Origin of the sequence: Azospirillum sp. A29 (assembly GCF_042604625.1) — a bacterium.
GTDB classification, from domain to species: Bacteria; Pseudomonadota; Alphaproteobacteria; order Azospirillales; family Azospirillaceae; genus Azospirillum; species Azospirillum palustre.
Genome location: NZ_CP170465.1, coordinates 1 through 26,407 on the forward strand (window position 1 = coordinate 1; position 26,407 = coordinate 26,407).

The window sequence follows — 26,407 nt, forward strand, 5'->3', positions numbered from 1 at the left end:
ATGAACGTTGCCCCGAAGGACCACTGGTTCGGCGAGCCCCCGCCGGACAACACGCCGATCCGCGGCGCCTTTGGCGCGCGCGCCATCCTGGAGAGCCGCTACGGCCGCCAGACGCTGGAGTTCTTTCCCGACCGCAAGTCGTTCTTCCCGGCCGAGGCCCCGTTCAGCCCCGACTTCCAGGCGTTCCTGGACAACGAGGTGACCGCCTGGCTGAAGACCCTGTGCGGCCAGACCTGGATCAACCCCAACGGCGACCAGCCGTACACCCTGGAGCACCCGGTCAACCCGCGTCTGCGCGCGAGGGCCAGGGCCAAGGGCGGCTACCTGTATGTGGGCGCCTACGAGATGGCGTAGCAGTGAGACAGGCCCCGCTCGCTCCTGAGCGGGGCCCTGTCCCCACCGCTGTGCGCCGTCAGTTCGCGTCCGGCTTGCGGCGGAACAAGCGCTCGGTGGGGTTGTCGCGCCAGCGGTCGGCGTGGCGGATGTACTTCACCGCGACGTCGCTGCTCTGGTGCCCGGTCTGCTCCATGATTTTTTTGAGCGACGCCTCCTCCTCGGCGGCGGCGGTGGCGAAGCCGCTGCGCAAGGAGTGGGCGGAGAAGCGGCTGCCCAGGCGCTGCGCCATTTCGGGTCCCTGGGTCCAGCGGATCAGATCGGCATCGGTTTCACCGATGGCCTGACTGGTCTCGCGCACCACCCGGTCCACGCTGCGGTCGGAGAGCCGGCCGCCAAACGCCCCGCCCTTCCCCACCGACACGAACAACGGCGCGTCGGCGTCCTCCATGGTGTAGACGGCGCGCCAGCGGCGCAGCGCGTCCACCGGACACACCGCCGGGTCATCGGCGGCCCAGATGGCCGCGGTGCGGCCGCGCTTGGTCTTGCCGCCGCGGATCGTCACCTCGAGACCACGCCCCGGCACCACCACCACATCCCCGACGTCCAGCCCGACCAGCTCGCTGCGCCGGGTGGCGGCGCCGAAGCCGAGCAGCAACAGGAGCACGTTGCGGCAGCCGATCACGCTGTCGGGCTGGGCGGCGACGAGCCGGCGCAGCAGATCCGGCAGGATGGGGGCCGCCTGTTTGACCTTGCGCCGGGCCTGCAGGGCGGCGACGCCGGCGAGCTGGTCGGCGATCAGCGGGTGTTTGGCGTCGAGCGAGCGGCCGGCGAGGCGGTGGGCGAGCAGGATGGCGGAGAGGTGGACCTTGAGGGTGGGGAGCGCCAGGCGTTCGGAGGCCTTGGCGAGGTACATGCCGACCACCCGCGGGTCGGCGCCAAGCGGTGCGAAGCCGAGGCTGACCGCCCAGTCCCGGTAGCTCGCCCAGGCGGCGCGGTAGGCGCGTTCGGTGTTCGGGCTGTAGCGGGCGGCGACGGTGCGGGCGGCGGCCTTGGCCAAGCGGGTGATCTCGACGATCTGCTCGGACGTGTGCGTGCCGGGCAGGAGGAGGTCGTCGAGGATCTCGAATTCGATCACCACACCGGTGTCATCGGGAGCGGCCGTCACAACGACGGAGCTGACGAGCTCGGCCGCGCGGTCGGCGGGGTGATCGGCGGGCGGGCTGAGCGGCATTCGGTTGGCTTCTCCTTTAGGGAGAGAATACGGCGTCTTGCACTCTTTTTTCAAGACCGACAACATTGCTTGTCGGACGCAATCCGCCAGCGTCGACGCCAACGCCGCAGCGCCAGGGCCGCCCGTGGCCGGCGGCAGGGGCCAACTCCAGCAAACTCAAGGATTTCCAGGAGGTTCGCGCCCCCCGGCCGCCGCCGTGCGCCAGCGGCCCTTTGCTCTTGTAAAGGGAATTCACCAACATGAAACGAACTACTATTTTACTTCTATAAGTGTCTCCGCTGTCGCCGTGAAAGGATTGTCCGTGCTCGGGTTTTCCGCCCTCGAAAAAACCGACCCCGCTGTCCGCGCCGCCGCCCTCGAGCGCGCCACCCTGGCCGTCGCCCGCCTCGATGCCACCTTGGACGGCCATCCGCTACTCCCCGCCTGGCAGCACTGGGTGCGCCTGGAGGCGGTGCGCACCCACGCCGGCCTCGACGGCCACCGCGTCGACCCGCAGCGCCTTGCCGCGTTCCTCGAAGGGCTGCGCCTGCGCGCGCCGGACACGCCGGCGCAGCACGAACGGGGCGCCGACCTCGATGCGCTCTCCCACGCCCTGCGGCTCTATAACCTGATGCTCGCCGCCGCCGACCGCCGCCCCGAGCGGGACCTCGATGCCAGCACCGAGGCCCCTGATCACCGGCGCCTCGCCGAGGACGCGCTGTGGGCGCTGACGCAGCCCGGCTCGGGCGCCCGCCTGCCAGCGCTGGCGCGGGCGATGCGGGCGTGGATCGTCGACGACCGCCCGCGCGGCGCGGTGCGCGCCGCCCTGCCGGTGGCGCTGCAGGCCACCGGCGTGACACGCGCACAGCTCCCCATCCTCGCCGGCGCCGACACGCTGCGCCCGGACAGCCCCCTGGACCCGGACGGCTGGACGTGCGCCTTCGCCCGCAGCCTGGAGCGCGAGGCCGCGGATGGCCTCGCCGTCCTGCGCCGGCTCGAGCACGCCTGGCGCGGCGCCCGCGCCGCCATCGGGCCGCGCCGCTCGAACAGCCGCCTGCCCGCCGCCGTCGATCTGCTCGCCGCCGCCCCGCTGCTCGGCCCGGCCCGGCTCGCCACCCTGCTCGGCTGCTCGCTGCGCGGCGCCGGCATGATGCTGGAGGAGCTGGTGGCCTGCGGCGGCGCCGTCGAGGTAACCGGCCGCGGCTCGCACCGCCTGTACGGCCTGCCCGGCACCGAGAGCATCCGCGGCGAAACCGCCGGGCCGCGCCGTTATGGACACCGGCGAGGACGGCCGCCGAAGATCCTGGTGCCGGAGCCGCTGGCAGCGACCGAACCGTCCCCGCCGCCACCGCCGGTGCCCGCCCGCCTCGACCGCTTGGAGGTGGATTACACGGCGCTCGACGCCCTGCTCGCCGACACCAATCGGGTCGTCGAGCGCGTGCAGGCGATGCTGAAGAAGCGGTAGGGCGAGACCCGATTGTGCGACTGCCGGTACAATCTGCGCGCGCATGATCTGTATGCGCTCTGTTCTATGGGTTCTTGTTCTGGTCTGTTTTTAGGGTGCCACTCCCGACAAAGGCCCCGTTGTCGGCCAGGACCCACGCGGCGCCAGTCCGCCGATAAAGAGATCGACCAGCGATGGGCGCCGCTCCGAACCGAGCCGGCGCCCATCCCTCAGCCGATCCGCGCCTAAACCGACATGACTAACTCATGCAGAATCGGCCCGGCAACCCGCCACGTCGCGTAATCAAGCACACCGTACGTCTCGGTCGCTGCGAGCACGCGGCAGGTCACCGATGCATCAAGCGCGACACCGAAGTAGGCGGTCCGTTCGGGCGTCCGCCACGTGGGGTCGACCACCGTCCCGGACTCCGTCACGCACCAAGCGTGCTCGAGGGGGACGCCACCGTCCTTCTCCAGGGCGTAGCCCTCCGCATAACAGTAGCGACGCGGGTTGGACATCATCAGCTGGAAGGCGTTCTGGAAGCACATCTTCCGCGTGCCGAAGGGGATGTCGGGCGGCAGCGGCGCCGGCGTCCAGAAACGGCCCTTGCCGAACAGAAAGGCAGTCGGGAACGGCAGACCCGGACGGCGCTGCCCCGGCATCTTGGAAGGATCGATCAATGAGAGGAACTCGCGGAGCTTCGTCTCAGCGTCCATGTGTTGATACTCCCAGACATTACCCCCCAAGAGGAAGGTACCACCCGCCCCTCTTAGGCGCCCCGGTCAACGCGTTGCGGCGGCGTGTCAGCACGAAAAAATTTTGGCCATCCGCAGCACGCGGCTGCAGATCAATCCCATCGCGAGCAGTGCGTTCGGGAGCTCGGCTTCGCCCTGCGCCGTCAGCCCGCCGTGATCGTGTTCGAGGTCATCCTGAGCCACACGACCGAGCTGCCCCGGCGGTGCCGACCGTACGCGGCCATGATCGCGAATTGCTAGGCGGCCATGGCCTGCGCCCGGACGGTGCGCAGCATGCGGCGGGGAACCAGGTGGCGCTGAGGGGTGGAGGTGTTGTTGACGGCGGCGTGCAGAGAGACGAAGCGCTGGGCTAAGCCTGGAGACTTGAAGCGCTGCATCTTCCTTGCGCGTCGCCGGAGTGGCTGGTGCGAGACTTCGGCCCAGTTGTTCTGGCGCCGGCCTTGTTCATGGTGCGTCATCAGGCCGATCTCACGAAACGCGGCCCCAGAGGAGCGCAGCTTGTCGGCGGAAACCCGGGCCGGGGCAAAGCCCTGCTTCTTGAGCAGCGTACGCATCAGCTTGCCAGCGGCGGCCTTGTCCCGTCGGCGTTGGATGAAAACCTCCAGCACCTCGCCCTCATCATCGACGGCCCTCCACAGGTACCTGTATTGGCCCCGGTGAAACTGCGCCAGGCTTCCCGAGCGGGAAGTTTTCGATCCCCAACTCTGTCAAACCGGGCATTCCTTCCCGCTCGGGAAAATCCGCCTTGACGCGGGCGAGAGGAGGCATCATCTTCCCGAGCGGGAAGAACGGTGCGCGCCATGGAATTCATCGACACGCCGGGACGCTTCGGCAGCCTCGTCCGCTCTCGGCGGCAGGCCCTCGGCATGACCCAGCGCGACCTCGCGCTGGCGGTCAACGTCGGCGAGCGGTTCATCGTCGATCTCGAAAGCGGCAAGCCGACGTGCCAGCTCGGCAAGGCCCTCGCCGTCGCCAAGGGCGTCGGCATCCGGTTGACCGACCAAGCCCCTGTTCCGTCCGCCGATACACTGCCCGACCTTGGCCCCGGCGATGCCTATCCAGACCTCCCCGACCTCGGAGACGAGGCGTGAGCACGCTTCCCGTCCATTACGAACATCTCGTCATCGGCGCTATCACCCTCGCCGAAGAGGGGCCGTCCTTCGCCTACGACATCCGCTGGCAAAACACGCGGGGGGCGTTCCCGGTATCGCTGGGGATGCCGCTTGGCGGGGGGCCCTTCGGCCCAAAGGTCCTGATGCCGTGGCTGGCCAACCTGCTGCCCGAGGACGCCAACCTGCTCGCCGTCGGACGGAACCTCGGCGTCTCGCCGCAGGACGTCATCGGCATCCTTGAGCGGATCGGCCGCGACACGGCGGGAGCACTGACCATCGGGCGTCTCCGCGCGGGGGAGGCTCCCGATTACCGTCCGATCGACGGCGAGACCGAGCTTGAGAAGATCATCGAGGAGCTGCCAGCCAAGCCCTTCCTGGCGGGCGACGACGGCGTGTCGATGTCGCTGGCCGGCGCCCAAGAGAAGCTGCCCGTCGCCTTCATGGCGGACGGACGAATGGCAATTCCGGTCAACGGAGCGCCGTCCACACATATCCTGAAGCCCGACGCCCGCCGACGGCTGTGGGGCAGCGTGCAGAACGAGGCCCTCTGCATGACGCTCGCCCACCGTTGCGACCTGAAGACGGCGGCGGTGACGACGGGTAAGGCGGGAGAGCGGAGCTACCTTCTGGTGACCCGCTACGACCGGGTGCAGCGGAACGGGCGCTGGCTGCGCGTCCACCAGGAGGACTTCTGCCAGGCGCTTGGCAAGCCGCCTGGGGCGAAGTACGAGCGCAACCGCTCGGGCATGAAAGGGCCGCGGCTCGTGGACATGTTCAAGGTGGTGGACAACCACCTGACGGCGGCCGACCGCATGCGGCTGCTCGACGCCATAGTCTTCAACGTGCTGATCTGCAACACCGACGCACACGCCAAGAACTACAGTATCCTGCTGACGGGCCGGGGGTTCTCGCTGGCCCCGCTCTACGACCTCATGTGCGCGGCCGCGTGGGAGAACGTCACGAAGAACCTGTCGCAGACAATCGCCGGCAAGGATCGCGGCGATCATCTCAAGGGCCACCATTGGCAGCGCATGGCTGACGAGTGCGGCTTCAACCGCACAATGATCCTGCGGCGGATCGAGACGGTCGCGGAACGGGTCCGGCGGGAGCTGCCCGAGGCGGTCGCAGCGGTCAGGGCGATGCCGGGCGGGGACCACCCGCTGATGGGCGAGTTCGCCGCGGCGATCGAGGCTCGTTGCCGGACCGTCGTGCGGCTCCTCGCCCACGTCGAGGAAGACGCCGAGGACGAGCATCCGCGGTGAGACCGCCGGGCCGGCACGGACACCGACGGGGACGGCCGCCGAAGGTTGTCATGCCGGAGCCGCTGGCCGCGACCGAACCGCCGCCGTCACCACCACCCATGCCCGCCCGCCTCGAGCGCCTGGAGGTGGATTACACGGCGCTCGACGCCTTGCTCGCCGACACCAACCGGGTCGTCGAGCGCATCCAGGCGATGCTGAAGTGGCGGTAGAACGGGAGTGGACGGGGTGGACGGTGAAGCTGTCGATCGCGGTCACCGACCGGTACGACCGTTCCGTCCGTGTTCGCGTGAAGAGAAGGGCCCTCGCCGACCAGTGGCGCGAGGGCCTGAAGTCGGACTCAGCGCAACCGGCAGCAATTCACGACGTGCAGCACCACCGCCCAGGCTTCGTCCTGCGGCCGCTCGCGATAGCCCTCAATCACGCGTGCCAGCGTCGTCGCACCGGCTTCCGGATCGATGCCCACCCCGCAGCACCAGCTCCGGGTGCCGTACGAGCAATTGCCGACGGCTTCACTGTCGTGCAGGGTCACCGGCTCGTCGCCAAAACGCCGGGCAAAGGTTGCGAGACGCCGCAGACGCCGTTCGGCGCGCTCGTCCGGCGACAGGGAACGGCGGACCGTCAGGCTCATCTTGCGCGTCAGTCCGGCAACGGCCCGGGCGACATCCGGCCCGTGATAGGAGACTGCACCCTGCCGGGCGATCACGCCGCGCTCGACCCTCACATCCAGCCCGCGCGCCTGCGCCGCCCACGTCGCCGCGTAAACCTCTACGCCGGATACCGGAGACAGCAACGGCTGGGCATCGAGGGTCATGAGACCGTCCACGACCGCGAGTTCTCGACAGTCCACCCGCGACAGCCAACGCTGGGGAACCGTGATGGTCCACGACGAGCTGGGCGCGGCATAGCTCTTGTACCGGCCACCGTACGGGTAGACCCGGCCTAAGCTTACGGTGAAACCAACCGCCGCAGGGTCATCCGTCAGCCAGACCTCGCAGGAGGTGCCGTGCGCTGCGCTGCGGAACAGCGCTCGCGCCACCTCTTCCACCCGCCGGACCCGGCGGGCCCGCAAACGGTCAGTCGGCATGCCGACCGGCAGAGCATGGCCCGGCCGCAGGGCCGACTGCGCGCGCCGCTTGAGAGCCTGCAGCACTCCCAACGCCATGACCAACGCCCTGCCCTCCTGCTCGGCCGCGCCCTTGGTCAAGCCGTGCGCCGGCCCGGCGTTCCGCAGCGCCTTCACGAGGTCGGAAAACTTCGCCCCGTCGTGCGTGCGCATCAGCCCAGCAACAGCGTGCAGAAACCCCGGACGGATGGCGGACGCCCGCGCGACCGTGTCAAGGGCGGTCAGGGCGCGGTCCACAAGCGGCTGATCGTACCAGGGCGGGTTCGCCAGCAGGCGGGCGCTGAGCCGCGCCACCGGTCCGCCGTTGCGGCCAATATGCTTCGGCAGGCTGCTGGTCAGCACGGGCGACGCCGCGGCAGCATCGCGGGAACCGAGAAAAATCATGAAATCCCCTGCGCAATCACGCGTCGCGGCCGGCGGGATACCGGGGCGAGGCGGTGGCCCCGGCGGATATGGTCCGAATTTTGCGTGGCAAGCCCACGACCAGTCAATTCCGCAACAATTTTGCCGGACGGCCCCGCCACGTCACTGGGGATCAGGCGTTGCACCAGACCGATGGGATGGGGCGCTCCGTTCGGAGTTCGCTCGGGCCCGACGTGCCGGTTCCCGGTCGCGCCCTCCCGAGCCGCCGCTCAGCCACACGTATGCCCATCCTGCGTGCCGCGGACGGACGCAGCGGGCAGACTGGGCCGACGAAGGCCCCTCTGCGCCGGATCAACATCATGACGATCCGCGTTGAGGGATCGATCGGGCGCTGATCGGTACGTTGGTGGAGCGGACGACGGGGTTCACGATGCTGCTCCATCTGCTCCGATGTTTGCGCCGGATTTCCGCTTGTGACGCTTAGTCGATAATCACATCAGCGATGCGGAGAAACGTGACGCCACTGCCCTGACCTTGGCCGCAACAGGCTTGGTCTTGACTTATGTCCGGTTTATGGGGAACAAAAAGGGAACATAATCCTCCTCGGCCTGTCTCAAGAGACATGTATCCTGACCAGCCCACTCGACCTGCCCTTCAGGACCTGCGCAACCGCATCCGTCAGCTGGAACGCGGCGGACAGCGCGTCATGCGCGTGCTGCCGTTCGGGCTCACCGAGATCGACGATCGGCTGCCAAGCGGCGGGCTGGCGTTGGGGGCCGTGCACGAGGTGGCCGAGGGCGGCGACCTAGGCGTGATCCACGCCGCGGCGGCCACGCTGTTCGTCGCGGGGATCCTGTCCAGGATGACGGGGCCGGTGCTCTGGTGCCTGCGGGCGTCGGACCTGTTCGCCCCGGCGCTCTCCCAGGTCGGCTTGGACGCGAACCGGGTCATCTACGCCGAGGCTCCGGATGAGAAGATGCTGCCTCTGCTGATCGAGGAAGGCCTGCGCCACCGCGGGCTGGCAGCCGTGGTCGGCGAGCTCGCCAAACTGCCCATGGTGGCGTCCAGGCGCATGCAAATCGCCGCGGAGCACTCTGGGGTCACAGCCATCATCCTACGCCGGTGGCGCAGCCCGGCCGCGGCCGCCGCTGAAGTCGGCCAGCCCACGGCCGCCGTCACCCGTTGGCGGGTCTCCGCCCTGCCGTCCAGCCCGCTGCCAGCGCCGGGAATGGGCCGAAGGCGATGGCGGGTGGAACTGGTGCGGTGCCGTGGAGGTGGGGCGGGTGAGTGGGACATGGAGGGCTGCGATGAGAAGGGTCGTCTCGGTCTACTTCCCAACTTGGCCGACGGATCGGCTTCGCGCCAGGGCACGCTCGTCGAAGAACCGCCAAGGCAGGCCGGGCTCCGGATCGGCGCCTGACGCCGACGAGCCGACCGACAAGCCCTTCGTCGTCGCGTCGACCGGTGCGCAGCGCGTCATCACGGCTGTAGACATGGCCGCCCATCGGCTCGGCTTGCGCCGGGGCATCCCGCTCGCCCAGGCGCGGGCAATGGTACCAGACCTGATGGTCGCCGACGCCGATCCCGAAGCCGACGCCGAGGGTCTGCACCGACTGGCGCTGTGGGCACTCCGCTATAGCCCGATCGTGTCCGTCGACCTGCCGGACGGCCTGTGGATCGACATCACCGGCGCCAGCCATCTGATGGGCGGCGAACGCCCGTTGCTTGACGACCTGGTCGGCCGCCTTGCTGCAATGGGCGTCGCCGCGCGGGCTTCCGTCGCCGGTACACCGGGCGCCGCCAATGCCATCGCGCGCTTCGGTCACCGGCCTGTGTGTGTGGTGGATGATGCGCTGGAGACAGTGTCCGCCTTGCCGCTCGCCGCCCTGCGGCTACCGCCAGAGATGACGATGGAACTCCGGCGTCTGGGCTTCAAATCCATCGGTGACCTGGAGGCGACGCCGCGCGCACCGCTGGCCCATCGGTTCGGTACGGTGCTTGGCCGACGGCTGGACCAAGTCTTCGGCAGCATCGCTGAACCGATTGTGCCTGTTGTCCCGACCGAAGCCGTCCGGGCGCGCCACAGCCTGGTCGAGCCTATCAGCACGGCTGAGGCACTCCAGGCCGTCATCGGGGCGCTGGTGAAGGACCTCTGCGGACAGCTGGAGCAACGGGGGCTGGGCGCCAGAACGCTGGACCTGCTCTGGCATCGGGTTGACGGCACGATGCAGGCCATCCGGGTCGGGACGGCCAAGCCAGTCCGCAGCGCGGCGCACCTCATCCGTCTGTTGGTCGAGCGAGTCGATAAGGTCGACCCTGGGTTCGGCATCGAAAACGCCATCTTGATGGCCGCGCTTGCCGAGCCCCTGACGGCCGAGGAGGTCGGCCGCCTGGTCGGCGCTGGAACCGAACTTGCCGCCCCCGATGACGCGGCCACCATCGCCGGACTGATCGACGTCCTGGGCAACCGAATCGGCCATGACCGGCTCTATCGGTGCGCACCCTTGGAGAGCGACGTCCCCGAAAGGTCGGTCACGCGCATCCCCGCCCTGGCACCGCCGGTAACGACCGGTTGGCCGTCCCAGTGGCCACGGCCGGGACGGCTGTTGACACCGCCGGAACCCATAGAGACGCTGGCCCTGATGCCTGATCACCCGCCGATGGCTTTCACCTGGCGGGGAGTTCGTCGGCTCATCAAGCGGGCGGACGGCCCAGAGCGCATCCATGGCGAATGGTGGCGACGAGATCGCGAGATGGCGGCCGCGCGCGACTACTACGCCGTCGAGGACCATGCAGGCGAGCGCTTCTGGCTCTACAGGTCTTGGGAGGGCTCGCCGGAGACCAGCCCGGTGCGCTGGTTCATCCATGGGCTGTTTGGATGACGGCCGAGGACACGGGGTCTGGCTCCTCGAATACGGCATACGCCGAACTCCAGGTGACCACCCACTTCAGCTTCCTGCGCGGCGCCTCATCCGCGGAGGAGTTGTTCGCGCAGGCTGCGGCCCTGGGCATCCCGGCATTGGGCATCGTCGACCGGCACTCGCTGGCTGGCATCGTGCGCGCCTATGAGGCCGCGAAGCAGACCGGCGTGCGGTTGGTGGTCGGCTGCCGGGTGGACCTGAGCGACGGCACGGCCCTGCTGCTGTATCCGATGAACCGGGCGGGCTACGGGCGGCTCTGCCGCCTGCTGACCATCGGCAAGGCCCGGGCTGGCAAAGGAGCCTGCGAGCTCACCTGGGAGGACTTGGCAGACTGGGCTGAGGGACTGCTCACCATCCTGATGCCGGAAGAAGCGGACGAGCACTGTGCCCGGCAGCTGGAACGCCTGCGCCGATTCTACTCGGGCCGCTGCTATGTGGTGCTGACCCTCCGGCGGCGGCCGGGAGATGCCATGCGCCTGCATCAACTGGCGGCTATGGCGGCCGCGCTACGCGTGCCGACGGTGGCGACCAACGACGTGCTGTATCACGCGCCGGAGCGCCGGATCATGCAGGACGTTGTCACCTGCATCCGCGAGGGATGCACCATCGACAGCGCTGGCTTCCGGCGGGAACGGTTCGCCGACCGTCATCTGCGGCCACCGGCGGAGATGGTGCGCCTGTTCACGAAATACCGGGAGGCGGTGGCCCGCACGCTGGAGATTGTCGATCGCTGCCGCTTCTGCCTGTCCGAACTCCAGTACCAATATCCCGAGGAGGTCTGTACGCCCGGCCTGACGGCGCAGCAGTCGTTGGAGCAACTGACCTGGTCAGCAGTTGCCGACCGCTATCCCGATGGCGCGCCGGAAAAGGTTCAGGCCGTGCTCCGGCACGAGTTGCGGCTCATCGGGCAGTTGGGCTACGAGCCCTATTTCCTGACCGTCCACAGCATCGTCCGGTTCGCCCGGTCGCGTGGCATCCTGTGCCAGGGGCGGGGCTCGGCGGCGAACTCGGCCGTCTGCTTCGTATTGGGCATCACCAGCATCGATCCCGAGCGCCACAACCTTCTCTTCGAGAGGTTCGTCTCGGCAGAGCGCCGGGAGCCACCGGACATTGACGTCGACTTCGAGCATGACCGACGCGAAATCGTAATCCAATGGATTGACCAGACTTATGGAAGGCACCGCGCTGCTCTGACGGCCGTGGTCAGCCGGTACCGGGCGCGGGGTGCCATCCGCGACGTCGGCAAGGTCATGGGGCTCACCGAGGACATCACGGCCGCGCTGGCGGGGCAGATATGGGCTTGGTCCGACGAAGGCGTCGACGAGCAGCACGCAGCCGAACTGAAGATGAACCTAGAGGACCGGCGTCTCAGGCTGACCCTGGAGCTTGCCCGACAGCTGATGGGCACGCCGAGGCATCTGTCTCAGCACCCGGGTGGTTTTGTGCTGACGCAGGGTCGGCTCGACGAACTCGTCCCCATTGAACCCGCCGCTATGGAGGACCGGCAGGTTATCGAATGGGACAAGGACGACATTGACGTCCTCCGCATCATGAAGGTCGACGTCCTCGGCCTCGGCATGCTCGGCTGCATGCGCAGGGCCTTCGAAATCCTGGAGGAGCACAAGGGCATCCGCATGGACTTGGCGGGAATCCCGGCCGAGGACCCGGCGACCTACGCGATGATCCGGCGGGCCGACACATTGGGCGTTTTCCAGATCGAGAGCCGGGCGCAGATGGCCATGCTGCCGCGGATCAAGCCGCGGACCTTCTACGACTTGGTCATTGAGGTGGCCATCGTCAGGCCGGGCCCGATCCAGGGTGACATGGTGCATCCGTATTTGCGCCGTCGTGAGGGGCTGGAGCCGGTGGAATACCCGAAACCCGAGCTCGAGGCCGTGCTGGGACCGACCTTGGGGGTGCCGCTTTTCCAGGAGCAGGCGATGCGGGTCGCCATCGAATGCGCGGGCTTCACCCCCGGCGAGGCCGACCAGTTGCGGAAGTCGATGGCCACCTTCAAGTTCACCGGCGGCGTCAGCCGGTTCCGCGACAAGCTGGTCAACGGCATGGTGGCGCGCGGATACACCCAGGAATTCGCGGAGGCGACCTTCAAGCAGTTGGAGGGCTTCGGCAGCTACGGTTTTCCGGAAAGCCATGCGGCTTCCTTCGCCCTGATCGCCTACGCCAGCAGCTGGATGAAGTGCCACCATCCCGAGGTGTTCTGCGCCGCTCTGCTGAATGCACAGCCAATGGGCTTCTACGCACCCGCCCAGATCGTCCGGGATGCGCGCGAGCACGGCGTCGAGGTCCGGCCGGTCGACGTCAACGCCTCGCGCTGGGACTGCATCCTGGAGCCAATGGGGGACAGCGGGCTGGCCGTCCGGCTCGGTTTCCGGATGGCCAAGGGGCTGGTCAATGCCGCCGCGGCCGGAATCGTTGCCGCCCGCGGAGACCGGCCTTATGGCAGCGTTGAGGACTTGTGGCGCCGGGCGGGTGTGCCGGTGGCGGCTCTTCGCCAGTTGGCGACCGCCGATGCCTTCGCTGGCCTTGGCCTGAGGCGCCAGGAAGCGATCTGGGCCATCCGGGCGCTCCGGGATGAGGCCCTGCCGCTCTTTGCGGCCGCCAGGGCCGAGCGGGAGGCTGACGAGCCGGAGGTCGCCCTCAGGCCCATGAGCGCGGGCAGCGAGGTGGTCGAGGACTACTCGACGACGGGCTTGAGCCTGCGCAGCCATCCGCTGTCATTCCTGCGCAGGGATTTCCGACGTCAGGGCATCATCCCCTGCACTGACCTCGCTCGCACGCGCGACGGACGCCGGGTCACGGTGTCCGGCCTGGTGTTGGTCAGGCAGCGGCCGGGAAGCGCCAACGGGGTCTTGTTCATCACGCTTGAGGACGAAACCGGCATCGCCAACGTCATCGTCTGGAAGAAGCTCTTCGAGCAGCAGCGCCGGGTCGTCCTGGGCGCCAACATGATGGCGGTGAAGGGCCGTGTACAGGTCGAGGGCGAGGTCATCCACCTGATCGCTGAGCGGTTGACCGACCAGACGGACCTGTTGCGGTCGCTTGGTGGTCGAGGGGAGCCGATGCCATTGAAACAGTGCCGGGCTGATGAGGTTGGAATGGTCGCGGCTAGGCCGCAGATGCCGCAGGCAAAGGAAATGTACGACCCCAACCTGCGGCTCGGGTCCGGCATCAAGCCGCAGACGAGGGACTTTCGATAGGCCGCCTGAACCGAGTTCGACCCAGTCGAGGTTGGGCAGCCGCGCAGAGCGATCCGCTCTCGAACTGGAGCAACGTCGCGAGGCTGGAGGAGGGCGCGCACCGCGGTGGAATCGATCATCACCTGAGCCGGTAGGCCCCCGCCACCGCCAAGGCATGGAAGATGTCATCCCACACGCCCTTGGCTGCCCACCGGACGAAGCGGTTGTAAAGCGTCTTGCGTGCAGTCGCTCTTCAGACCGCGGATCACGCGGCGACGGCGCCCTCGTCCCCGACGAGACGCTCGACTGCCAGAACGGTGAGGGTCTTCGCCTCGCCCTCCCGCGTGTACCATGTGATCGACTGTCCTTCCGCAACGCCAATGAGCGCCGCGCCAATGGGGGTCAGCACAGACACCCGACCGGCCGCGAGATCGGCGTCACGCGGATATACCAGGGTGACGGTCCGTTCCTGTCCGTTCACTTCGTCCCTGAACGCCACGCGCGCGCCCATCGTGACCACCGCCATCGCGAGCTCACTGGCATCGATCACCGCGGCGCGATCCAGTTCGACCGTGAGGTACTCGTAGACATCGGGCAACCTCTCGGAAACAGCCTCGACCAGGGCCGAAAGGCGGTCATGGTCGGTGGCGGTCAGAACGATGGGCGGAAACTGGTCTGCGGGACGCATCGATGTCTTCCTTCGCTTTTCTCGACATGCACAACCAGCTACCAGGCGGCGTCCCCCGGCGGACGCCTCATCGGTCATGCAGCGGTTGCACGTGATAACTCCGCGGCCGCATAGATGCGGTTCGAGAGGAACTCTTGGATTGGGAGATTATGTTGGCCCCGGACGGTCCAGGAGCCTTGCCTCAGGCGACCAGATCCGGGGCGGGCGAGCCTGCGTGAACGCGGCCTGCACGCAGGAGGTTACGGATATGGCAGCGCGGCAGTGTCATGGTTCCCCGAGCTTGGACAGGTTCGCTCTGGAATTCAAGGATTACCCGATCACAACGGGGGCTCGCGCGGCCTCCCACTCTCTGAAGCAAGCCCTTCCGGAGCGAACGTGCCCCCTTGGGCAAGAGGAAGACGTTCCCGCGCCAGTCAGGCCGATTTTGCCAGAAGCCATTCCTTCAGCTTCGACCACCGGCGCCCCTCCTGCCGTGCCCGCACAGCCATCCCGAGCGCCTTCCGCTGGCCCACAACGACGACCAGCCGCTTCCCGCGGGTGACGCCGGTATAGACAAGATTGCGCCTGAGCATCGTCCAATGTTGCATCGCCAGCGGGATGACGATAGCCGGGTATTCCGATCCCTGGCTCTTGTGGATCGTCGTTGCGTAGGCCAGCGATACCCTATCCAGTTCGCCGAAGTCGTAGGGAACCTCACGACCGTCGAAGTCGATCAACAGTTCACTGTTCTCCGGTTCCATCGCGGTGATGACGCCCAGGTCGCCGTTGTAGACCTCCTTTTCGTAATCGTTCTCGGTCTGCATCACCTTGTCGCCGACGCAATAGGTCCAGCCGAAGCGCTCGACCCGGACATCGCCTGGCGGGTTCAGGACCGCTTGGAGTTCCACGTTCAGCGACCGGGCGCCGAGGCCTCCGCGGTTCATCGGACAGAGCACCTGGACATCGCGTACGGGGTCCAGGCCGAAGCGCTTCGGGATCCGGTTCCGAACGACCTCGATCAGCTTGCGAACACCATCCTCGGGCTCCGCCGCTTCGACGAAGTAGAAGTCCGAGCCCTCTACGGGTGTCAGATCCGGCATCTGGCCCTGGTTGATGCGATGGGCGTTGACGATGATGCGGCTGGCCGCCGCCTGTCGATAAACCTCGGTCAGGCGTACCACGGGCACGGCGCCGGATGCGATCACGTCGGCGAGCACCTGCCCCGGCCCCACCGACGGCAACTGGTCGACATCGCCGACCAGGATCAGGGCCGACCTGTCAGGCGTCGCCTTCAGCAGCGCGTTCATCAGCGGCACGTCGACCATGGACGTCTCGTCAACGACGAGCAGATCGCATTCCAACCGGTTCTCCTCGCTGTGCTTGAAGCCTCCGGCAGCCGGGTCGAAGGCGAGCATCCGATGAATGGTCCTGGCCTCCATTCCGGTGCTCTCCGAGAGCCGCTTGGCCGCCCGGCCGGTCGGGGCGCACAGCAGGATCCGGATGTGCTTGGCAGCCAGGATCTTCAGGATGGAGTTGACCAAGGTAGTCTTGCCCACGCCCGGGCCGCCGGTGATGACCATGACCTTGGATGCCAGGGCAAGCCGGACAGCCTCCCGCTGGCTTGGCGCCAGCGTCAGTCTCGTCTTTCCCTCCACCCACTCCAGCGCCTTCTGCATGTCGATGGCGGGCCAGGGCAGCGTCCCGGCCGCAAGTCCCCGCAACCGGGCAGCGATGGCCTGCTCGGCCCGGTACAGTCCGGCCAGGAAGACGCAATCCCTGCCCTCCAGCTGATCGGCGATGACGGCGCCGTCAAGAAGCTCGTCCGCCAGCGCCTCTTCCACGAGATTGGTGCCGACTTCCAGGAGTTCGCTGGCCAGCTTCTCCAGGTCCTCCACCGGCAGGCCGCAGTGCCCCTCGTCCATGGCCTCGGCCAGCGCATAGCCGATGCCTGCCCGGACGCGGACCATGGCCGTCTTCTCGATGCCCAGCTTGGCCGCGATGGCATCAGCGGTCTTGAAGCCGATGCCGCGGATGTCCCGGGCCAGCCGGTATGGGTTCTCGGTGATCAGCTGGATCGCCTCCTGCCCGTAGGTCTTGTAGATGCGGACGGCCCTGGAGGTCCCGACGCCGTTGGCGTGCAGGAACAGCATGATCTCCCTGATCGCCCGCTGGTCGGCCCATCCTTTGACGATGCGGTCGGCCCGCCTGGGCCCGATGCCCGTGACCTCGCGCAGGCGACCGGGTTCGGCCTCGATGACGTCGAACACGGACTCGCCGAACGCCTTCACGAGCTTCTTGGCGTAGACGGGGCCGATGCCTTTGATCATGCCGGAGCCCAGGTACTTCTCGATGCCCTCCAGCGTGGTCGGCTGCGTGGCCTTCAGGAAGGTGGTCTTGAACTGGAGGCCGTGGGTGCGATCGTTGACCCAGTTGCCGCTCGCCTGGATCCACTCCCCGGCCGAGATCATCGCCGCATGGCCAACGACGACAACCAAGTCCCGATGTCCGCGGACCTTCACCCGGAGCACGCAGAAGCCGGTCTCGGCGCTGTGGAAGGTCACGCGCTCCACCAGCCCGGCCAGGGACTCCGTCGATGACGCGATGGCTTGCCCGCTCATGCCGGGATTGTGCTTGATTCCGGAGCTCTGGGCCAGTCGCACATGCGAAGGCGGTCCGGTGCCGACGTGGGTGACGAAACGGACTGGCAGACGGGACGGACACTCGCCTGCCCGACCCTCGCCCTATGGTCACTGCGCAATGACCTCGAGGCGCTCTATAGCGATGTCCTCTCGGTCTGGGGGCTCTGGGCAACCGATCTGCGTGGTCGAGGTCTGGACTGCGGGCACCATATGGCCGAGGAGGCGCCGGAGGAGCTTGCTCGGGAGCTCCTGGCGTTCCTGGCGACTGAGAGTGGCAGATGAGTCGATAGGCCCGACCGAAGACGACAGAGATCGTCTTGTCAAGCCCAAGCAGCAGACGAATTACGCGTCGAAGGACCGCGAACAAGGCACTCAGGCACGCTTGAAGTCGGATAAAGCGTCTGGAAGCCCAATGGAACGCGACAAAGCAGTCGGAACCGGGTGGCTTTGGCGCAAACTCCCGGGAAAGACGGCGAAAAGCGGCGTTTAAGAATGCATTTAGAGCGAATGCATACAGGTATACTCGCACAGTCTATCAACTAGACCCCATCGTGCTGTCTGCCGAGGGGGCTTTGACACGATAGCTGGTTCACGTGTTTGCCCGGCCGTCCTTAGCTTCATGGTGCTGCGCCGGTGGATCAGCGGGAAGGGTGCGCCAAGAGGCGATGGCCCTGACCGCCTGCAAGGCGTTGGCGTTGTCAGCGATGTGGACGTGGCGGCGCAGTTCCGCTACGGCGGGCCATTCACCCTGCTCATGGAAGACTCGCTGCACGGCTTCCGCCATCTCCTTGCTCACGACGAACACCAGCAGACCCCGCGAAAATGTACGCCTGGACAATGAACAGGCCCTGGCAGCCAAGCAAGCGACCTTTTGGCGGGCGCTTGGCGGGAAGGAGAAGTTCCTGCATGACGAAGACGTGGCTGTTCGGTAGCATTAAGCCACAGCCATTCCCTCATGAGTAGGCGCATGAACCTGCCTCCTGCAGCGCTCCGCAGATTTCACCGAATTGCTCTGACCGCCCTGCTAATGCCTTTGGCCGGTCACGCAACCCTCGCGGCCGAGATCTCCGTGATCGCCGGAGACCGGATCGAAGTGGAAGGACGGGACATCCATCTCTGGGGCGTCCGTGCACCGGAGGCCGATGCCCTGTGCCATGGAAATGGCCAAGGGGAGCCGTGCGCCAGGGTATCCCGCCGCCTGCTCGAGGCGCTGATCGGCAAGGACGAGGTCATCTGCATCGTGAAGGACGGCAGCCCGGACAAACCGCTCAGCGCCCAATGCTCGGTCGAGGGCGCCGATCTCGGCCACCTGATGATCACCTCGGGATGGGCGACGGACGACCACGCCGAGAGCGCCGGGTTCTACGAACTCCAGGAACAGGCAGCGCGCACCGAACGGGTGGGGATGTGGAAGTATCGGTGAGGCCAGCGTCTGATCAGCCGTCGATAGGGATTCTGGTCTCGAACTTGACCCGGCTGATGACCGTGAGAGTGATGAACCGCTTGATCAAGGGGTTGGTGTAGAGCGTCGCCCGGGCGAATTTCTCGAACTCGCTCATGTTCCTGACGCAGACCATCAGGACATAGTCGGTCGATCCGGTGACCAGATAACACTGCGTCACGCAGTCCTGGGCGTGGATGGTTTTCTCGAAGGCATCCATCAGCACCCGGTCGTCGCCCTTGAGCTCGACGGTCACGATCAGCTGGATGTGGCTGCCGAGCTTGCTGGGATCGACGATCGAGACATCCTTGGCGATGACCCCAGCCTCGCGTAACCGGCGGACCCGACGCAGACAGGTCGGTGGCGACACCGCAACCGCGTCGGCAAGCTCCAGATTGGTGATCTGGCTGTTCCCCTGAAGCAGGTTGATGATCTTTCGGTCGATCTGGTCGAGTTCGATGTCAGGCATGGGGCGAATGCTCGTTTGAGGCGATTTCACACTTATGAGTGTCGCGCTCTGCGTCGTCAATTTTTCCATCGTGACAAACTGGGTGGCAGAATTAGAAATTTCATACCGTCCAGATGGCGCTACAGTCTGCTCATCACGACGCAATGAACTGCGCCGCGGCGCAAACAACTTCCCAGTAGTAGCTAATTATCCCCGTTAGAGCGGGGACACTCGCCTAAACATCAACAATAGAAACTGACCCATTCAGCGAAGAGGTTTCGAATGCCCGGAGATGTGATCTCTCGGTTTGCCTCCGTGCGCCTTGGCACCAGGGGAAATCAGCAAAAAGAGCGCGGTTTGGGCCGCGTAAACGGCCATCACGGCGAGATCCTTCAGGGGGTCTTCCCGGACGATGCAGGCCGCCTGCATCGCGGTCTCGTCACGCTCCCGTGCGACATAGTCTCATCCACTGCCGTCTTCCGCCCGGCGCCGGGAAATCTGGTCACCGTCCCGGACGACAAGCTGAAGGCGGCCGAGGCCGCGCGGCTGACGCTGGACAGCCTCGGCCTGCATGACCAGGGCGGCCACCTGACGGTGGAGAGCACCATCCCGGTCGGCCTCGGCATGGGGTCCTCGACCGCCGACGTGGTGGCTGCGATCCGCGCCGTCGCCAACGCCCACGGTGCGGTCCTCGCCGCCGAAGAGGTCGCCCGGCTGGCGGTTCGAGCGGAGACGGCCAGCGACAGCATCATGCATGGCGAGCTCGCCGTGCTCTTCGCCCAGCGCGAAGGCATTGTGCTGGAGCATCTCGGCCCCGCCCTGCCGCCGCTGGAGGTCCTCAGCGTTAACACGGCTCCCAGCGCCCTCGTGGACACTGTGAAGCAGCCTCCGGCCGACTACGACGACTGGGAGGTCCAGGCCTTCCGGCCACTGCGCGGCATGCTGCGGCGGGCGATCCGCACCGGTGACGCGGCTCTGCTCGGCCGGGTTGCCACGGCCAGCGCCCGAATCTCCCAGCGCCACCTGCCCAAGCCCGCCTTCGAGGAGATCAACGCCATTGCGGCCTCCACTGGGGCGCTCGGCATCCAGGTCGCCCACAGCGGCACGGTCGTCGGCCTGCTCTTCGACCCCCGCAACCCGGCCACGGCCCGCCGGGTCGCCGAAGCGGCCGCCCGCCTCGAGGCCTTCGGCCTGCCCCCCGCTTTCCACTTCCGTACCGATGTCGCCGAGGTCCGCCATGTCGCTTGAGATGACGATGTCCCAGCCCCAGTCCCGCGAATCCCGTGGCTTTCCCGACTATGAACTCCCCCGATTGGTGCGGCTGACGGACAACCTGCACGGCGCCGCCTTCTTCCTGATGAAGCTGCTCCCGGCCCGTCACATGCTGGACCGTGCGGCGGCCGACGGGCGCCTGAAGCCGGGCGGCACCATCTGCGAGACGACGTCGGGCACCTTCGGGCTGGCACTCGCCATGCTGGCTGCGGTGCGCGGCTACAAGCTCATCCTGGTCAGCGACCCGGCCATCGACGAGCACCTACACAAGCGCCTGATCGAACTTGGCGTCACGCTGGAGATCGTCGAGAAGCCCTATGAGATCGGCGGCTTCCAGACCGCCCGCCTCGACCGGCTGCGCGCTGCGCTGGAGGCCAACCCGGGCAGCTTCTGCCCTTCCCAGTATGGCAACGCCGACAACCCGCGTGCTTATGCCGAGGTCGCCGAGCAGATTGCCGAGCGCCTCGGTCATGTCGACTGTCTCGTCGGCACCGTCGGGTCCGGCGGCTCGATGTCGGGTATCGCCCGCTTCTTGCGCCACCTCAACCCCGATCTCCACGTCATCGGCGTCGACACCCCCAACAGCGTCGTCTTCGGCCAGCCCGACGGCAAGCGGCTGCTGCGCGGCCTCGGCAACAGCCTGGTGCCGCCGAACGTCGACCACAGCCAGTTCGACGAGGTCCATTGGGTCGGCGCCGCCGAGGCGTTCCTGGCCACCCGCCGCCTGCACCAGCACCATGCGCTCTACCAGGGCGGCACCAGCGGAGCGGCATACCTGGTGGCCGATTGGTGGGCGCGCACCCATCCCGACCGCAGGGTGGTGACGCTGTTCCCCGACGAGGGCCACCGCTACGTCGCCAGCATCTACAATGACGACTGGCTCGCAGCGCTGCCGGGCTGGACCGGCGTGCTGCCCGAAGCCCCGCAGCCGGTGGCGCATCCCAGCGATGTCCGGCCCAGCTGGAGCAGCTTCCGCTGGGACCGCCGGACGCTGGACGAGGTGCTGGCGGCAGGCACCCCGGTTGCGCGCGACCTCGCGGAGGCCGCGTGATGCCGCGCCTCCTGCTGTTCATCGAGAGCAACACGTCCGGCACCGGTCGCCTGTTCGCCCAAACCGCCCGTGCCCTCGGCTTCGAACCGGTACTGATCAGCCGCCAGCCCAGCCGCTATCCCTATGTCGTCGAAGACGCCATCCGCAGCATCGAGGCCAATACCGCCGACCTGACCGTCCTGCGCTCGCTGGTGCGCCAACTGGCGCGCAGCGAGGGGGTGGCCGGAATCACCTCCAGTTCGGAGTATTTCATCGCCACCGCCGCTCGCCTGGCCGCTGACCTCGGCCTGCCGGGGCCGGATGCCGACGCAGTGGCCGCCTGCCGCAACAAGGCAACCCAGCGCCGCCGCCTGGACGAGGCCGGTGTCGACCGCGTGCGCCATGCCGAGGTCACCGACGCCGCCGATGCCGTCCAGGCCGCCATCGGCATCGGATTGCCCGTTGTCCTGAAACCGGTGGCCGGATCGGGCAGTGTCGGCGTCCGGCTCTGCGCCACGGTGGCCGAGGTGGCGGCCCACGCCAGATCGCTGCTCGCCGACCCGACCTGTGGCGCGCTGCTGGTCGAGGAAGCGGTCAAGGGCGACGAGTATTCGGTGGAGATCTTCCACGACGCCGTCATCGGCGTGACCCGCAAGCACCTGGGCGCCCTGCCCCACTTCGTCGAGATGGGCCACGATTTCCCGGCGCCGCTGGCCTCGACAGCGGCAGATCGGATCGCGGGCTTCGCGCTCGCTGCGACGCGGGCGCTCGGCCTCACCTGGGGGCCGTTGCATGTCGAGCTTCGCCTCGGCGAGGACGGCCCGCACCTGATGGAGGTCAACCCGCGGCTGGCCGGGGATTCATCCCCGAGCTCGTCCGCCAAGCCACCGGCATCGACCTCATCCGGGCGACCGTCGAACTGGCCGTCGGCCGGACGCCGGAGGTGACGCCGACCCGCCAGGAGCACGCGGCGATCCGCTTTCTCACGCCGCCCGACGACGGGCTGTGGTTCGCCACCGAGGGTCTGGAGGCGGCACGGGGTGCGCCCTTCCTGCGGGACCTGCGGCTCTACCGCGCATCCCCGCTGCTGATAGCCCGCCGCGGCGATTTCCAGGACCGCCTCGGCCACGCGCTCACCAGCGCCCCCACCCTGGAGGGCGCAGTAGCCGCCGCCGAACTGGCGCGCCGCGCCATCCGCTTCCGTGTCGCGGCCGACGGCACCGGATCCCTTGCCACCGTCGCCTGACCGGAACAGCAGCAGGAGCCCCCTTCCATGACCTCAACCTCCATTGCGGCCGCCGGACCGTCGCGAGCCGGGGCGAACCCGGCGCTGCTCTCTCTGCTGGCGGGCGCACTCGCCATCGCGCTCGCCCCCATCCTGGTGCGGGTCAGCGAACTGGAGCCGATCGCCACCGCCTTCTACCGGCTGGTCATCGCACTCCCCTTCTTCTGGCTCGGCATGCTCGCCGAACGGAAGGCGCCCCAGGCGGCCAGCGCGCGCGTCACCGCCGCCGACATGGCGCTGATGGGGGTGGCCGGGCTGATGTTGGCGGGCGACCTCGCACTCTGGCATCTCAGCATCACCATGACCTCGGTGGCCAAGGCGACGCTGTTCAACAACTGCGCCCCTGTCTTCGTCGCCCTGCTCGGCTGGCTGCTGTTCGGCGAGCGGATCGGCCTCGGGCTGATCGTCGCCCTGGCGGTCTCGCTGTCGGGCATGGCGCTGCTGATCGGCGACGGGCTGTTCGCGTCGGTGGGAAGCGCTGCGGAGGGGCAATGGCAGGGTGACGCCATCGCAGTCAGCACCGCCGCCTTCTACGCCGTCTACCTGATGGCGGTGAAACGCCTGCGGGCCAGCCACTCGACCAGCGTCATCATGGCGGGATCGAGTGCTGCCGCCGCCATGGTTCTGGCGGTGGCCGCCTTACTTGAGGGCGGCCCGCTGCTGCCCGCAACCGCTTGGGGTTGGGCCGCGGTGCTGGCGCTGGGCGTCGCCTGCCATGTCATCGGCCAGGGCCTGATCACCCATGCGCTGGCCCACCTTCCGGTCACCTTTTCGTCCATCGGCCTGCTCATCCAGCCGGTCGCGGCGGCTGCGCTGGCCTGGATGCTGTTCGGCGAGGACCTGGGGCCGCTCCAGTGGCTCGGCGGCGCGCTGGCACTGGTCGGCATCACGCTGGCCCGCCGGACCTCGAGCCGCTGACCTGGCGACCAGCCACCCTCCGACCAGCCATACACCCGAAATACTTTCTCACCGGGAGCCACCCTCATGGTGATCAGCAACGCCCAGATCCTGGCCCACCTCGGCGACACCGGCCGGGTGGCTGGGACGCTCAACCCGACGGCCCAGTCCATCCTGTTTGGCGACGTCGCCGATGACGCCATCGACCGTGACCTGCCCTGGATCACCCAGGTCGACCGGGCGCACCTGGTGATGATGGCCGAGACCGGCCTGCTGCCGGTGGCGCAGGTATCGCCGTTGCTGCGGCGCATCGACGAGATGGAAGGGTCGGGCTTCGCCGTCTTGCGCGGCCGTTCTGCCCCGCGCGGCGTCTACCTGCTCTACGAGACCTATCTCATCGCCGATCTCGGCGAGGAGATCGGCGGCGTCCTCCAGACGGCGCGCTCGCGCAACGACCTGGGCGCCACCGTGCTGCGCCTTCGGTTGCGCAACGTCGTCGCCGACCTTCTGACCGGCCTGACCCGTCTCCAGGCCACGCTGCTGCGCCGCGCCGCGGCTTGCACCGACGCCGTGTTCCCGATCTACACCCACTACCAGCCCGCCCAGCCGGTGACGCTCGCCCACTATTACGCCGGGGTCGCCGCGGCGCTGGACCGCGACGCCGAGTCCCTGCACGCCGTGCTGGCCGATCTTGATCGCTGCCCGCTCGGCGCCGGTGCGGTGGGTGGCACCGGGCTTCCAATCGACACCCGGCGGACGGCCGCCCTGCTCGGCTTCTCCGCACCCTGGGCGCACTCTATCGACGCCGTGGCCTCGCGCGACGCCGTCCTGCGCCTGCTGGCGGCGCTGGGCATCCTCGGCGTGACGCTCAGCCGCCTTGCCCATGACCTCCAGCTGTGGACCACCGGCGAGTTCGGCTTCCTGACGGTGGCCGACGATCTGGTCGGCACCAGTTCGATGATGCCACAGAAGCGAAACGTCTACATGCTGGAGCACGTCAAGGGCTTGGCAGCGGCGCCGATGGGAGCGCAGACGTCGGCAGCGATGGCGATGCACGCCACCCCCTTCTCCAACTCCATCGCCGTCGGCACCGAAGGCGTCAAGCCGGTTTGGTCGGCGGCCTCGGGAATGCTGGACGTGCCGACGCTGGTCCGGCTGATCGTGGCCGGGGCAGAGCCGAACCAGGGCGCCATGCGCCTCAGGGCGGTGTCCGGCCAGACCAACGCCACCGCGCTGGCCGATTGGCTGGTCCGGGAGCATGGCATGCCGTTCCGCCGCGCCCACCATGAGGTCGGCGACATCATCCGCTCAATGATGGTCCAAGGGGTGGTCGATCTGGAGACCGCCGCGCGCGAAGCCCGGCCGGAGTGGTTCCGCGGCACCCGGTCGCCCGTGCTGCGGCCGGTCGACATCGCCGCAGCCCAGGAGCATGGCGGAGGCCCCGGTCGCGCATCCACCACCAGCGAGATCGAACGGGTGCGAGCCTCGCTTCGCAGCCGTCGTGGCGCGCTGGTGGAACAGCGGCGGCGCTGGCGCCAGGCAGGCCGATCCCTGCGTACGGCGGTCGACGGCGTCCTCGGCATTGCCGTCCTCGACCGGACAGGCCGTGGCCGCTCCGGCCAAGCGTAAGCGGAAACGAGAGGTCGACCATGCCAAGCACGGCCAAGGTTGCGTCCAGAGCGAGGGCCGGGAGACCGGCGGCCGCCAACAGCCCCCGGCCGTTCCCGGTGATGAGGAACCCGAGAGTTGGCGGCAGCCTGGAAGGGATACCGGACGAAACCCTGCTGTCCTCTTTACTCACGATAGCTGCCCCGGACGCCGACGGGGATCTCCTGGCCCTGCGCCTGCTAAGCGGGCATGGCTCATTGGAAACGGCCATCGCGGCGGCATCAGCGGGCAAGCTGCCCGGCGGCATCCTCTGGGACAATTATGCATCGCTGCGCTTCCAGGCCGTGCTCGAGTTGGCGGCCCGCTTGGCAAGGCCTGTGCTGGAGCAACGCCCACTCCTGTCCTCTCACCAGGATTTGGTGACCTATGCCCGCCTCCGCGCCGCGTGTTCGACGGTCCAGACGCTGCGCCTGCTGTTCCTCGACCCTCAGCGCCAGCTGATTGCCGATGAGCTTCACCAGACCGGTTCGGTTGGTGACGTCGCCTTGTATGTGCGGGAGATCATGGGCCGCGCGCTGACCATGGACGCCAGTGGATTGGTGATCGTCCGCAGCTATCCCAGCGATGACCCACCGAGTCCAGCCAGCGTCAGGGTGTCCTGCGCCGACATTCAGAAGGCCGGGAGCTTGCTCGGGGTCGAGTTGGTGGAGTACCTGCTGATCGGCAGACGCTCCTACGTCACTCTGCTGGGCGAGCCTGTCGTGAAGCGATTGACCCGCCTCGTCGCAGCGGAGCGGGACAGCGTCACGGCGTCGCCTGAAGGCGCCGTTGGCTAGGCATCGGTTGCGGCCATAAATGCGTCTGCCGGGGCGTCAGCTGCGGCAACCGCCCTGATCAGGTCCAGCAGCCGTCTGCGCAAGGCTCGATCCTCAATGCGGTAGTAGGCTCGGACAAGCTCAAGCGTCTCTCGTCTTGCCATCGGGTTCGGCTCTCCCGGTGCGCAGAGATCGGCTTCGAGCGTCACGTCCGGCATATAGTCTTGGTCGGCAAGGCCGTCGAAGAAGAAGGACACAGGCACATCCAGCGTCACCCCGAACTGCCACAGGCGGGATGCGGAGACCCTGTTGGCTCCCTTCTCGTACTTCTGGATCTGCTGGAACGTGAGCCCAACAGCCTGCCCCAACGCGGTCTGGGTCATCCCCAGAAGCGTGCGACGCAGCCGGATGCGGCTTCCAACATATTGGTCTACCGCTGTGGCCGCTACAACTTCGTCTTTAGCTTGCGTTCCATTCCTTCGACGCGACATGCCGCCTAACCGATCCATTTGCGTGAGCAGATTAAATCATTATACAACCCCCACGTCCGCACATCCAAATGCACTTTCACGGACCTGGGTC

At 67.6% G+C, this 26,407-nt stretch carries 25 protein-coding genes and 2 pseudogenes; 16 read left to right on the forward strand and 11 right to left on the reverse strand.

Annotated elements, in window-relative coordinates; all coding sequences use genetic code 11:
* Positions 1–354: hypothetical protein (locus ABNQ38_RS14320; protein WP_377807843.1), on the forward strand; the 354-nt coding region annotated here is incomplete at its 5' end.
* A gap of 58 nt (positions 355–412) precedes the next feature.
* Here the strand turns inward: ABNQ38_RS14320 and ABNQ38_RS14325 are convergent.
* Positions 413–1,567 carry a tyrosine-type recombinase/integrase gene (locus ABNQ38_RS14325; RefSeq protein WP_377807844.1) on the reverse strand — a complete coding sequence of 385 codons (1,155 nt, stop codon included), beginning with the start codon at positions 1,565–1,567 and terminating at the stop codon, positions 413–415.
* A 301-nt stretch (positions 1,568–1,868) separates the two neighbouring features.
* On the opposite strand from ABNQ38_RS14325, the gene ABNQ38_RS14330 reads away from it, so the two are divergent.
* Entirely contained in the window at positions 1,869–3,011 is a 1,143-nt protein-coding gene (locus ABNQ38_RS14330; RefSeq protein WP_377807845.1) for a hypothetical protein, read from the forward strand.
* A 224-nt stretch (positions 3,012–3,235) separates the two neighbouring features.
* On the opposite strand, the gene ABNQ38_RS14335 is transcribed toward ABNQ38_RS14330, so the two are convergent.
* The 3 genes and pseudogenes from ABNQ38_RS14335 to ABNQ38_RS14345 form a co-directional block, all read right to left on the reverse strand.
* The gene (locus ABNQ38_RS14335; protein WP_377807847.1) at positions 3,236–3,706 is read right to left on the reverse strand and encodes a hypothetical protein; all 471 of its coding nucleotides are present in this window, start codon (positions 3,704–3,706) and stop codon (positions 3,236–3,238) included.
* 87 nt (positions 3,707–3,793) lie between these two features.
* The gene (locus ABNQ38_RS14340; RefSeq protein WP_377807848.1) at positions 3,794–3,928 is read right to left on the reverse strand and encodes a hypothetical protein; all 135 of its coding nucleotides are present in this window, start codon (positions 3,926–3,928) and stop codon (positions 3,794–3,796) included.
* A 53-nt stretch (positions 3,929–3,981) separates the two neighbouring features.
* Positions 3,982–4,398: pseudogene (locus ABNQ38_RS14345) on the reverse strand (DDE-type integrase/transposase/recombinase); the annotation flags it as partial.
* A gap of 147 nt (positions 4,399–4,545) precedes the next feature.
* Between ABNQ38_RS14345 and ABNQ38_RS14350 the strand changes: the two are divergent.
* From ABNQ38_RS14350 to ABNQ38_RS14360, 3 genes are read left to right on the forward strand one after another with little or no spacing between them, the layout of a single operon-like run.
* Positions 4,546–4,836 carry a helix-turn-helix domain-containing protein gene (locus ABNQ38_RS14350; protein WP_377807850.1) on the forward strand — a complete coding sequence of 97 codons (291 nt, stop codon included), beginning with the start codon at positions 4,546–4,548 and terminating at the stop codon, positions 4,834–4,836.
* Positions 4,833–6,119, forward strand: a complete 1,287-nt coding sequence (locus ABNQ38_RS14355; RefSeq protein ID WP_377807851.1) for a type II toxin-antitoxin system HipA family toxin — start codon at positions 4,833–4,835, stop codon at positions 6,117–6,119. The genes ABNQ38_RS14350 and ABNQ38_RS14355 overlap by 4 nt, the downstream gene beginning before the upstream one ends.
* Before the next feature lie 50 nt (positions 6,120–6,169).
* A complete protein-coding gene (locus tag ABNQ38_RS14360) occupies positions 6,170–6,328 on the forward strand; it encodes a hypothetical protein (RefSeq protein ID WP_377807853.1) in 159 nt (52 codons plus the stop codon).
* Between the two features lie 128 nt (positions 6,329–6,456).
* Here the strand turns inward: ABNQ38_RS14360 and ABNQ38_RS14365 are convergent, their stop codons facing one another.
* The gene (locus tag ABNQ38_RS14365; RefSeq protein ID WP_377807854.1) at positions 6,457–7,626 is read right to left on the reverse strand and encodes a hypothetical protein; all 1,170 of its coding nucleotides are present in this window, start codon (positions 7,624–7,626) and stop codon (positions 6,457–6,459) included.
* Between the two features lie 685 nt (positions 7,627–8,311).
* Here ABNQ38_RS14365 and ABNQ38_RS14370 point away from each other — a divergent pair.
* The 3 genes from ABNQ38_RS14370 to ABNQ38_RS14380 are packed head-to-tail and all read left to right on the forward strand — an operon-like array spanning position 8,312 to position 13,744.
* Positions 8,312–9,025 (forward strand): ImuA family protein, encoded by a 714-nt coding sequence (locus tag ABNQ38_RS14370; protein ID WP_377807855.1) that lies wholly within the window; start codon positions 8,312–8,314, stop codon positions 9,023–9,025.
* The gene (locus ABNQ38_RS14375; RefSeq protein ID WP_377807856.1) at positions 8,913–10,487 is read left to right on the forward strand and encodes a Y-family DNA polymerase; all 1,575 of its coding nucleotides are present in this window, start codon (positions 8,913–8,915) and stop codon (positions 10,485–10,487) included. The genes ABNQ38_RS14370 and ABNQ38_RS14375 overlap by 113 nt, the downstream gene beginning before the upstream one ends.
* The gene (locus tag ABNQ38_RS14380) at positions 10,484–13,744 is read left to right on the forward strand and encodes an error-prone DNA polymerase (RefSeq protein WP_377807857.1); all 3,261 of its coding nucleotides are present in this window, start codon (positions 10,484–10,486) and stop codon (positions 13,742–13,744) included. The genes ABNQ38_RS14375 and ABNQ38_RS14380 overlap by 4 nt, the downstream gene beginning before the upstream one ends.
* Before the next feature lie 92 nt (positions 13,745–13,836).
* Here ABNQ38_RS14380 and ABNQ38_RS14385 read toward each other — a convergent pair.
* The 4 genes and pseudogenes from ABNQ38_RS14385 to ABNQ38_RS14400 form a co-directional block, all read right to left on the reverse strand.
* Positions 13,837–13,964: pseudogene (locus tag ABNQ38_RS14385) on the reverse strand (IS5/IS1182 family transposase); the annotation flags it as partial.
* Positions 13,965–13,988: 24 nt separating this feature from the next.
* The gene (rnk, locus tag ABNQ38_RS14390) at positions 13,989–14,411 is read right to left on the reverse strand and encodes a nucleoside diphosphate kinase regulator (RefSeq protein ID WP_377807859.1); all 423 of its coding nucleotides are present in this window, start codon (positions 14,409–14,411) and stop codon (positions 13,989–13,991) included.
* Between the two features lie 413 nt (positions 14,412–14,824).
* Positions 14,825–17,008, reverse strand: a complete 2,184-nt coding sequence (locus tag ABNQ38_RS14395; RefSeq protein WP_377807860.1) for an ATP-dependent RecD-like DNA helicase — start codon at positions 17,006–17,008, stop codon at positions 14,825–14,827.
* 610 nt (positions 17,009–17,618) lie between these two features.
* On the reverse strand, positions 17,619–17,834 hold the full coding sequence (locus ABNQ38_RS14400) for a hypothetical protein (RefSeq protein WP_377807861.1): 216 nt from the start codon (positions 17,832–17,834) through the stop codon (positions 17,619–17,621).
* A 162-nt stretch (positions 17,835–17,996) separates the two neighbouring features.
* Here ABNQ38_RS14400 and ABNQ38_RS14405 point away from each other — a divergent pair, with 162 nt between their 5' ends.
* On the forward strand, positions 17,997–18,452 hold the full coding sequence (locus tag ABNQ38_RS14405; protein WP_377807862.1) for a thermonuclease family protein: 456 nt from the start codon (positions 17,997–17,999) through the stop codon (positions 18,450–18,452).
* Positions 18,453–18,465: 13 nt separating this feature from the next.
* Here the strand turns inward: ABNQ38_RS14405 and ABNQ38_RS14410 are convergent, their stop codons facing one another.
* Positions 18,466–18,939 carry an Lrp/AsnC family transcriptional regulator gene (locus ABNQ38_RS14410; RefSeq protein ID WP_377807863.1) on the reverse strand — a complete coding sequence of 158 codons (474 nt, stop codon included), beginning with the start codon at positions 18,937–18,939 and terminating at the stop codon, positions 18,466–18,468.
* Positions 18,940–19,275: 336 nt separating this feature from the next.
* Here ABNQ38_RS14410 and ABNQ38_RS14415 point away from each other — a divergent pair, with 336 nt between their 5' ends.
* The 7 genes from ABNQ38_RS14415 to ABNQ38_RS14445 all read left to right on the forward strand — a co-directional run bounded on the left by ABNQ38_RS14415 (position 19,276) and on the right by ABNQ38_RS14445 (position 25,846).
* Complete coding sequence (locus tag ABNQ38_RS14415; RefSeq protein WP_377807865.1) at positions 19,276–20,166, forward strand: hypothetical protein; 891 nt, start codon at positions 19,276–19,278, stop codon at positions 20,164–20,166.
* A gap of 7 nt (positions 20,167–20,173) precedes the next feature.
* Positions 20,174–21,241 (forward strand): cysteine synthase family protein, encoded by a 1,068-nt coding sequence (locus tag ABNQ38_RS14420; RefSeq protein WP_377807866.1) that lies wholly within the window; start codon positions 20,174–20,176, stop codon positions 21,239–21,241.
* On the forward strand, positions 21,241–22,167 hold the full coding sequence (locus ABNQ38_RS14425; protein ID WP_377807867.1) for an ATP-grasp domain-containing protein: 927 nt from the start codon (positions 21,241–21,243) through the stop codon (positions 22,165–22,167). Before ABNQ38_RS14420 ends, ABNQ38_RS14425 begins: the two co-directional genes overlap by 1 nt.
* Entirely contained in the window at positions 22,164–22,466 is a 303-nt protein-coding gene (locus ABNQ38_RS14430) for a hypothetical protein (RefSeq protein ID WP_377807869.1), read from the forward strand. The genes ABNQ38_RS14425 and ABNQ38_RS14430 overlap by 4 nt, the downstream gene beginning before the upstream one ends.
* A gap of 27 nt (positions 22,467–22,493) precedes the next feature.
* Positions 22,494–23,423 (forward strand): DMT family transporter, encoded by a 930-nt coding sequence (locus ABNQ38_RS14435; RefSeq protein WP_377807870.1) that lies wholly within the window; start codon positions 22,494–22,496, stop codon positions 23,421–23,423.
* Positions 23,424–23,489: 66 nt separating this feature from the next.
* Complete coding sequence (gene argH, locus ABNQ38_RS14440; RefSeq protein WP_377807871.1) at positions 23,490–25,031, forward strand: argininosuccinate lyase; 1,542 nt, start codon at positions 23,490–23,492, stop codon at positions 25,029–25,031.
* Positions 25,032–25,267: 236 nt separating this feature from the next.
* Complete coding sequence (locus tag ABNQ38_RS14445) at positions 25,268–25,846, forward strand: JAB domain-containing protein (protein ID WP_377807872.1); 579 nt, start codon at positions 25,268–25,270, stop codon at positions 25,844–25,846.
* Here the strand turns inward: ABNQ38_RS14445 and ABNQ38_RS14450 are convergent.
* Positions 25,843–26,316 (reverse strand): helix-turn-helix domain-containing protein, encoded by a 474-nt coding sequence (locus ABNQ38_RS14450; RefSeq protein WP_377807873.1) that lies wholly within the window; start codon positions 26,314–26,316, stop codon positions 25,843–25,845. The two genes, ABNQ38_RS14445 and ABNQ38_RS14450, sit on opposite strands and share 4 nt — an antisense overlap.
* Positions 26,317–26,407: the final 91 nt, after the last annotated feature.

Bases quoted from the DNA above. Each gene is read 5' to 3' on its own strand.
- ABNQ38_RS14325 (WP_377807844.1), bottom strand. From the start codon at position 1,567: ATGCCGCTCAGCCCGCCCGCCGATCACCCCGCCGACCGCGCGGCCGAG.
- ABNQ38_RS14335 (WP_377807847.1), bottom strand. From the start codon at position 3,706: ATGGACGCTGAGACGAAGCTCCGCGAGTTCCTCTCATTGATCGATCCT.
- ABNQ38_RS14350 (WP_377807850.1), top strand. From the start codon at position 4,546: ATGGAATTCATCGACACGCCGGGACGCTTCGGCAGCCTCGTCCGCTCT.
- ABNQ38_RS14360 (WP_377807853.1), top strand. From the start codon at position 6,170: ATGCCGGAGCCGCTGGCCGCGACCGAACCGCCGCCGTCACCACCACCC.
- ABNQ38_RS14365 (WP_377807854.1), bottom strand. From the start codon at position 7,626: ATGATTTTTCTCGGTTCCCGCGATGCTGCCGCGGCGTCGCCCGTGCTG.
- ABNQ38_RS14370 (WP_377807855.1), top strand. From the start codon at position 8,312: ATGCGCGTGCTGCCGTTCGGGCTCACCGAGATCGACGATCGGCTGCCA.
- ABNQ38_RS14375 (WP_377807856.1), top strand. From the start codon at position 8,913: ATGAGAAGGGTCGTCTCGGTCTACTTCCCAACTTGGCCGACGGATCGG.
- ABNQ38_RS14380 (WP_377807857.1), top strand. From the start codon at position 10,484: ATGACGGCCGAGGACACGGGGTCTGGCTCCTCGAATACGGCATACGCC.
- rnk (WP_377807859.1), bottom strand. From the start codon at position 14,411: ATGCGTCCCGCAGACCAGTTTCCGCCCATCGTTCTGACCGCCACCGAC.
- ABNQ38_RS14395 (WP_377807860.1), bottom strand. From the start codon at position 17,008: ATGAGCGGGCAAGCCATCGCGTCATCGACGGAGTCCCTGGCCGGGCTG.
- ABNQ38_RS14405 (WP_377807862.1), top strand. From the start codon at position 17,997: ATGAACCTGCCTCCTGCAGCGCTCCGCAGATTTCACCGAATTGCTCTG.
- ABNQ38_RS14410 (WP_377807863.1), bottom strand. From the start codon at position 18,939: ATGCCTGACATCGAACTCGACCAGATCGACCGAAAGATCATCAACCTG.
- ABNQ38_RS14420 (WP_377807866.1), top strand. From the start codon at position 20,174: ATGTCCCAGCCCCAGTCCCGCGAATCCCGTGGCTTTCCCGACTATGAA.
- ABNQ38_RS14425 (WP_377807867.1), top strand. From the start codon at position 21,241: ATGCCGCGCCTCCTGCTGTTCATCGAGAGCAACACGTCCGGCACCGGT.
- ABNQ38_RS14435 (WP_377807870.1), top strand. From the start codon at position 22,494: ATGACCTCAACCTCCATTGCGGCCGCCGGACCGTCGCGAGCCGGGGCG.
- argH (WP_377807871.1), top strand. From the start codon at position 23,490: ATGGTGATCAGCAACGCCCAGATCCTGGCCCACCTCGGCGACACCGGC.
- ABNQ38_RS14450 (WP_377807873.1), bottom strand. From the start codon at position 26,316: ATGTCGCGTCGAAGGAATGGAACGCAAGCTAAAGACGAAGTTGTAGCG.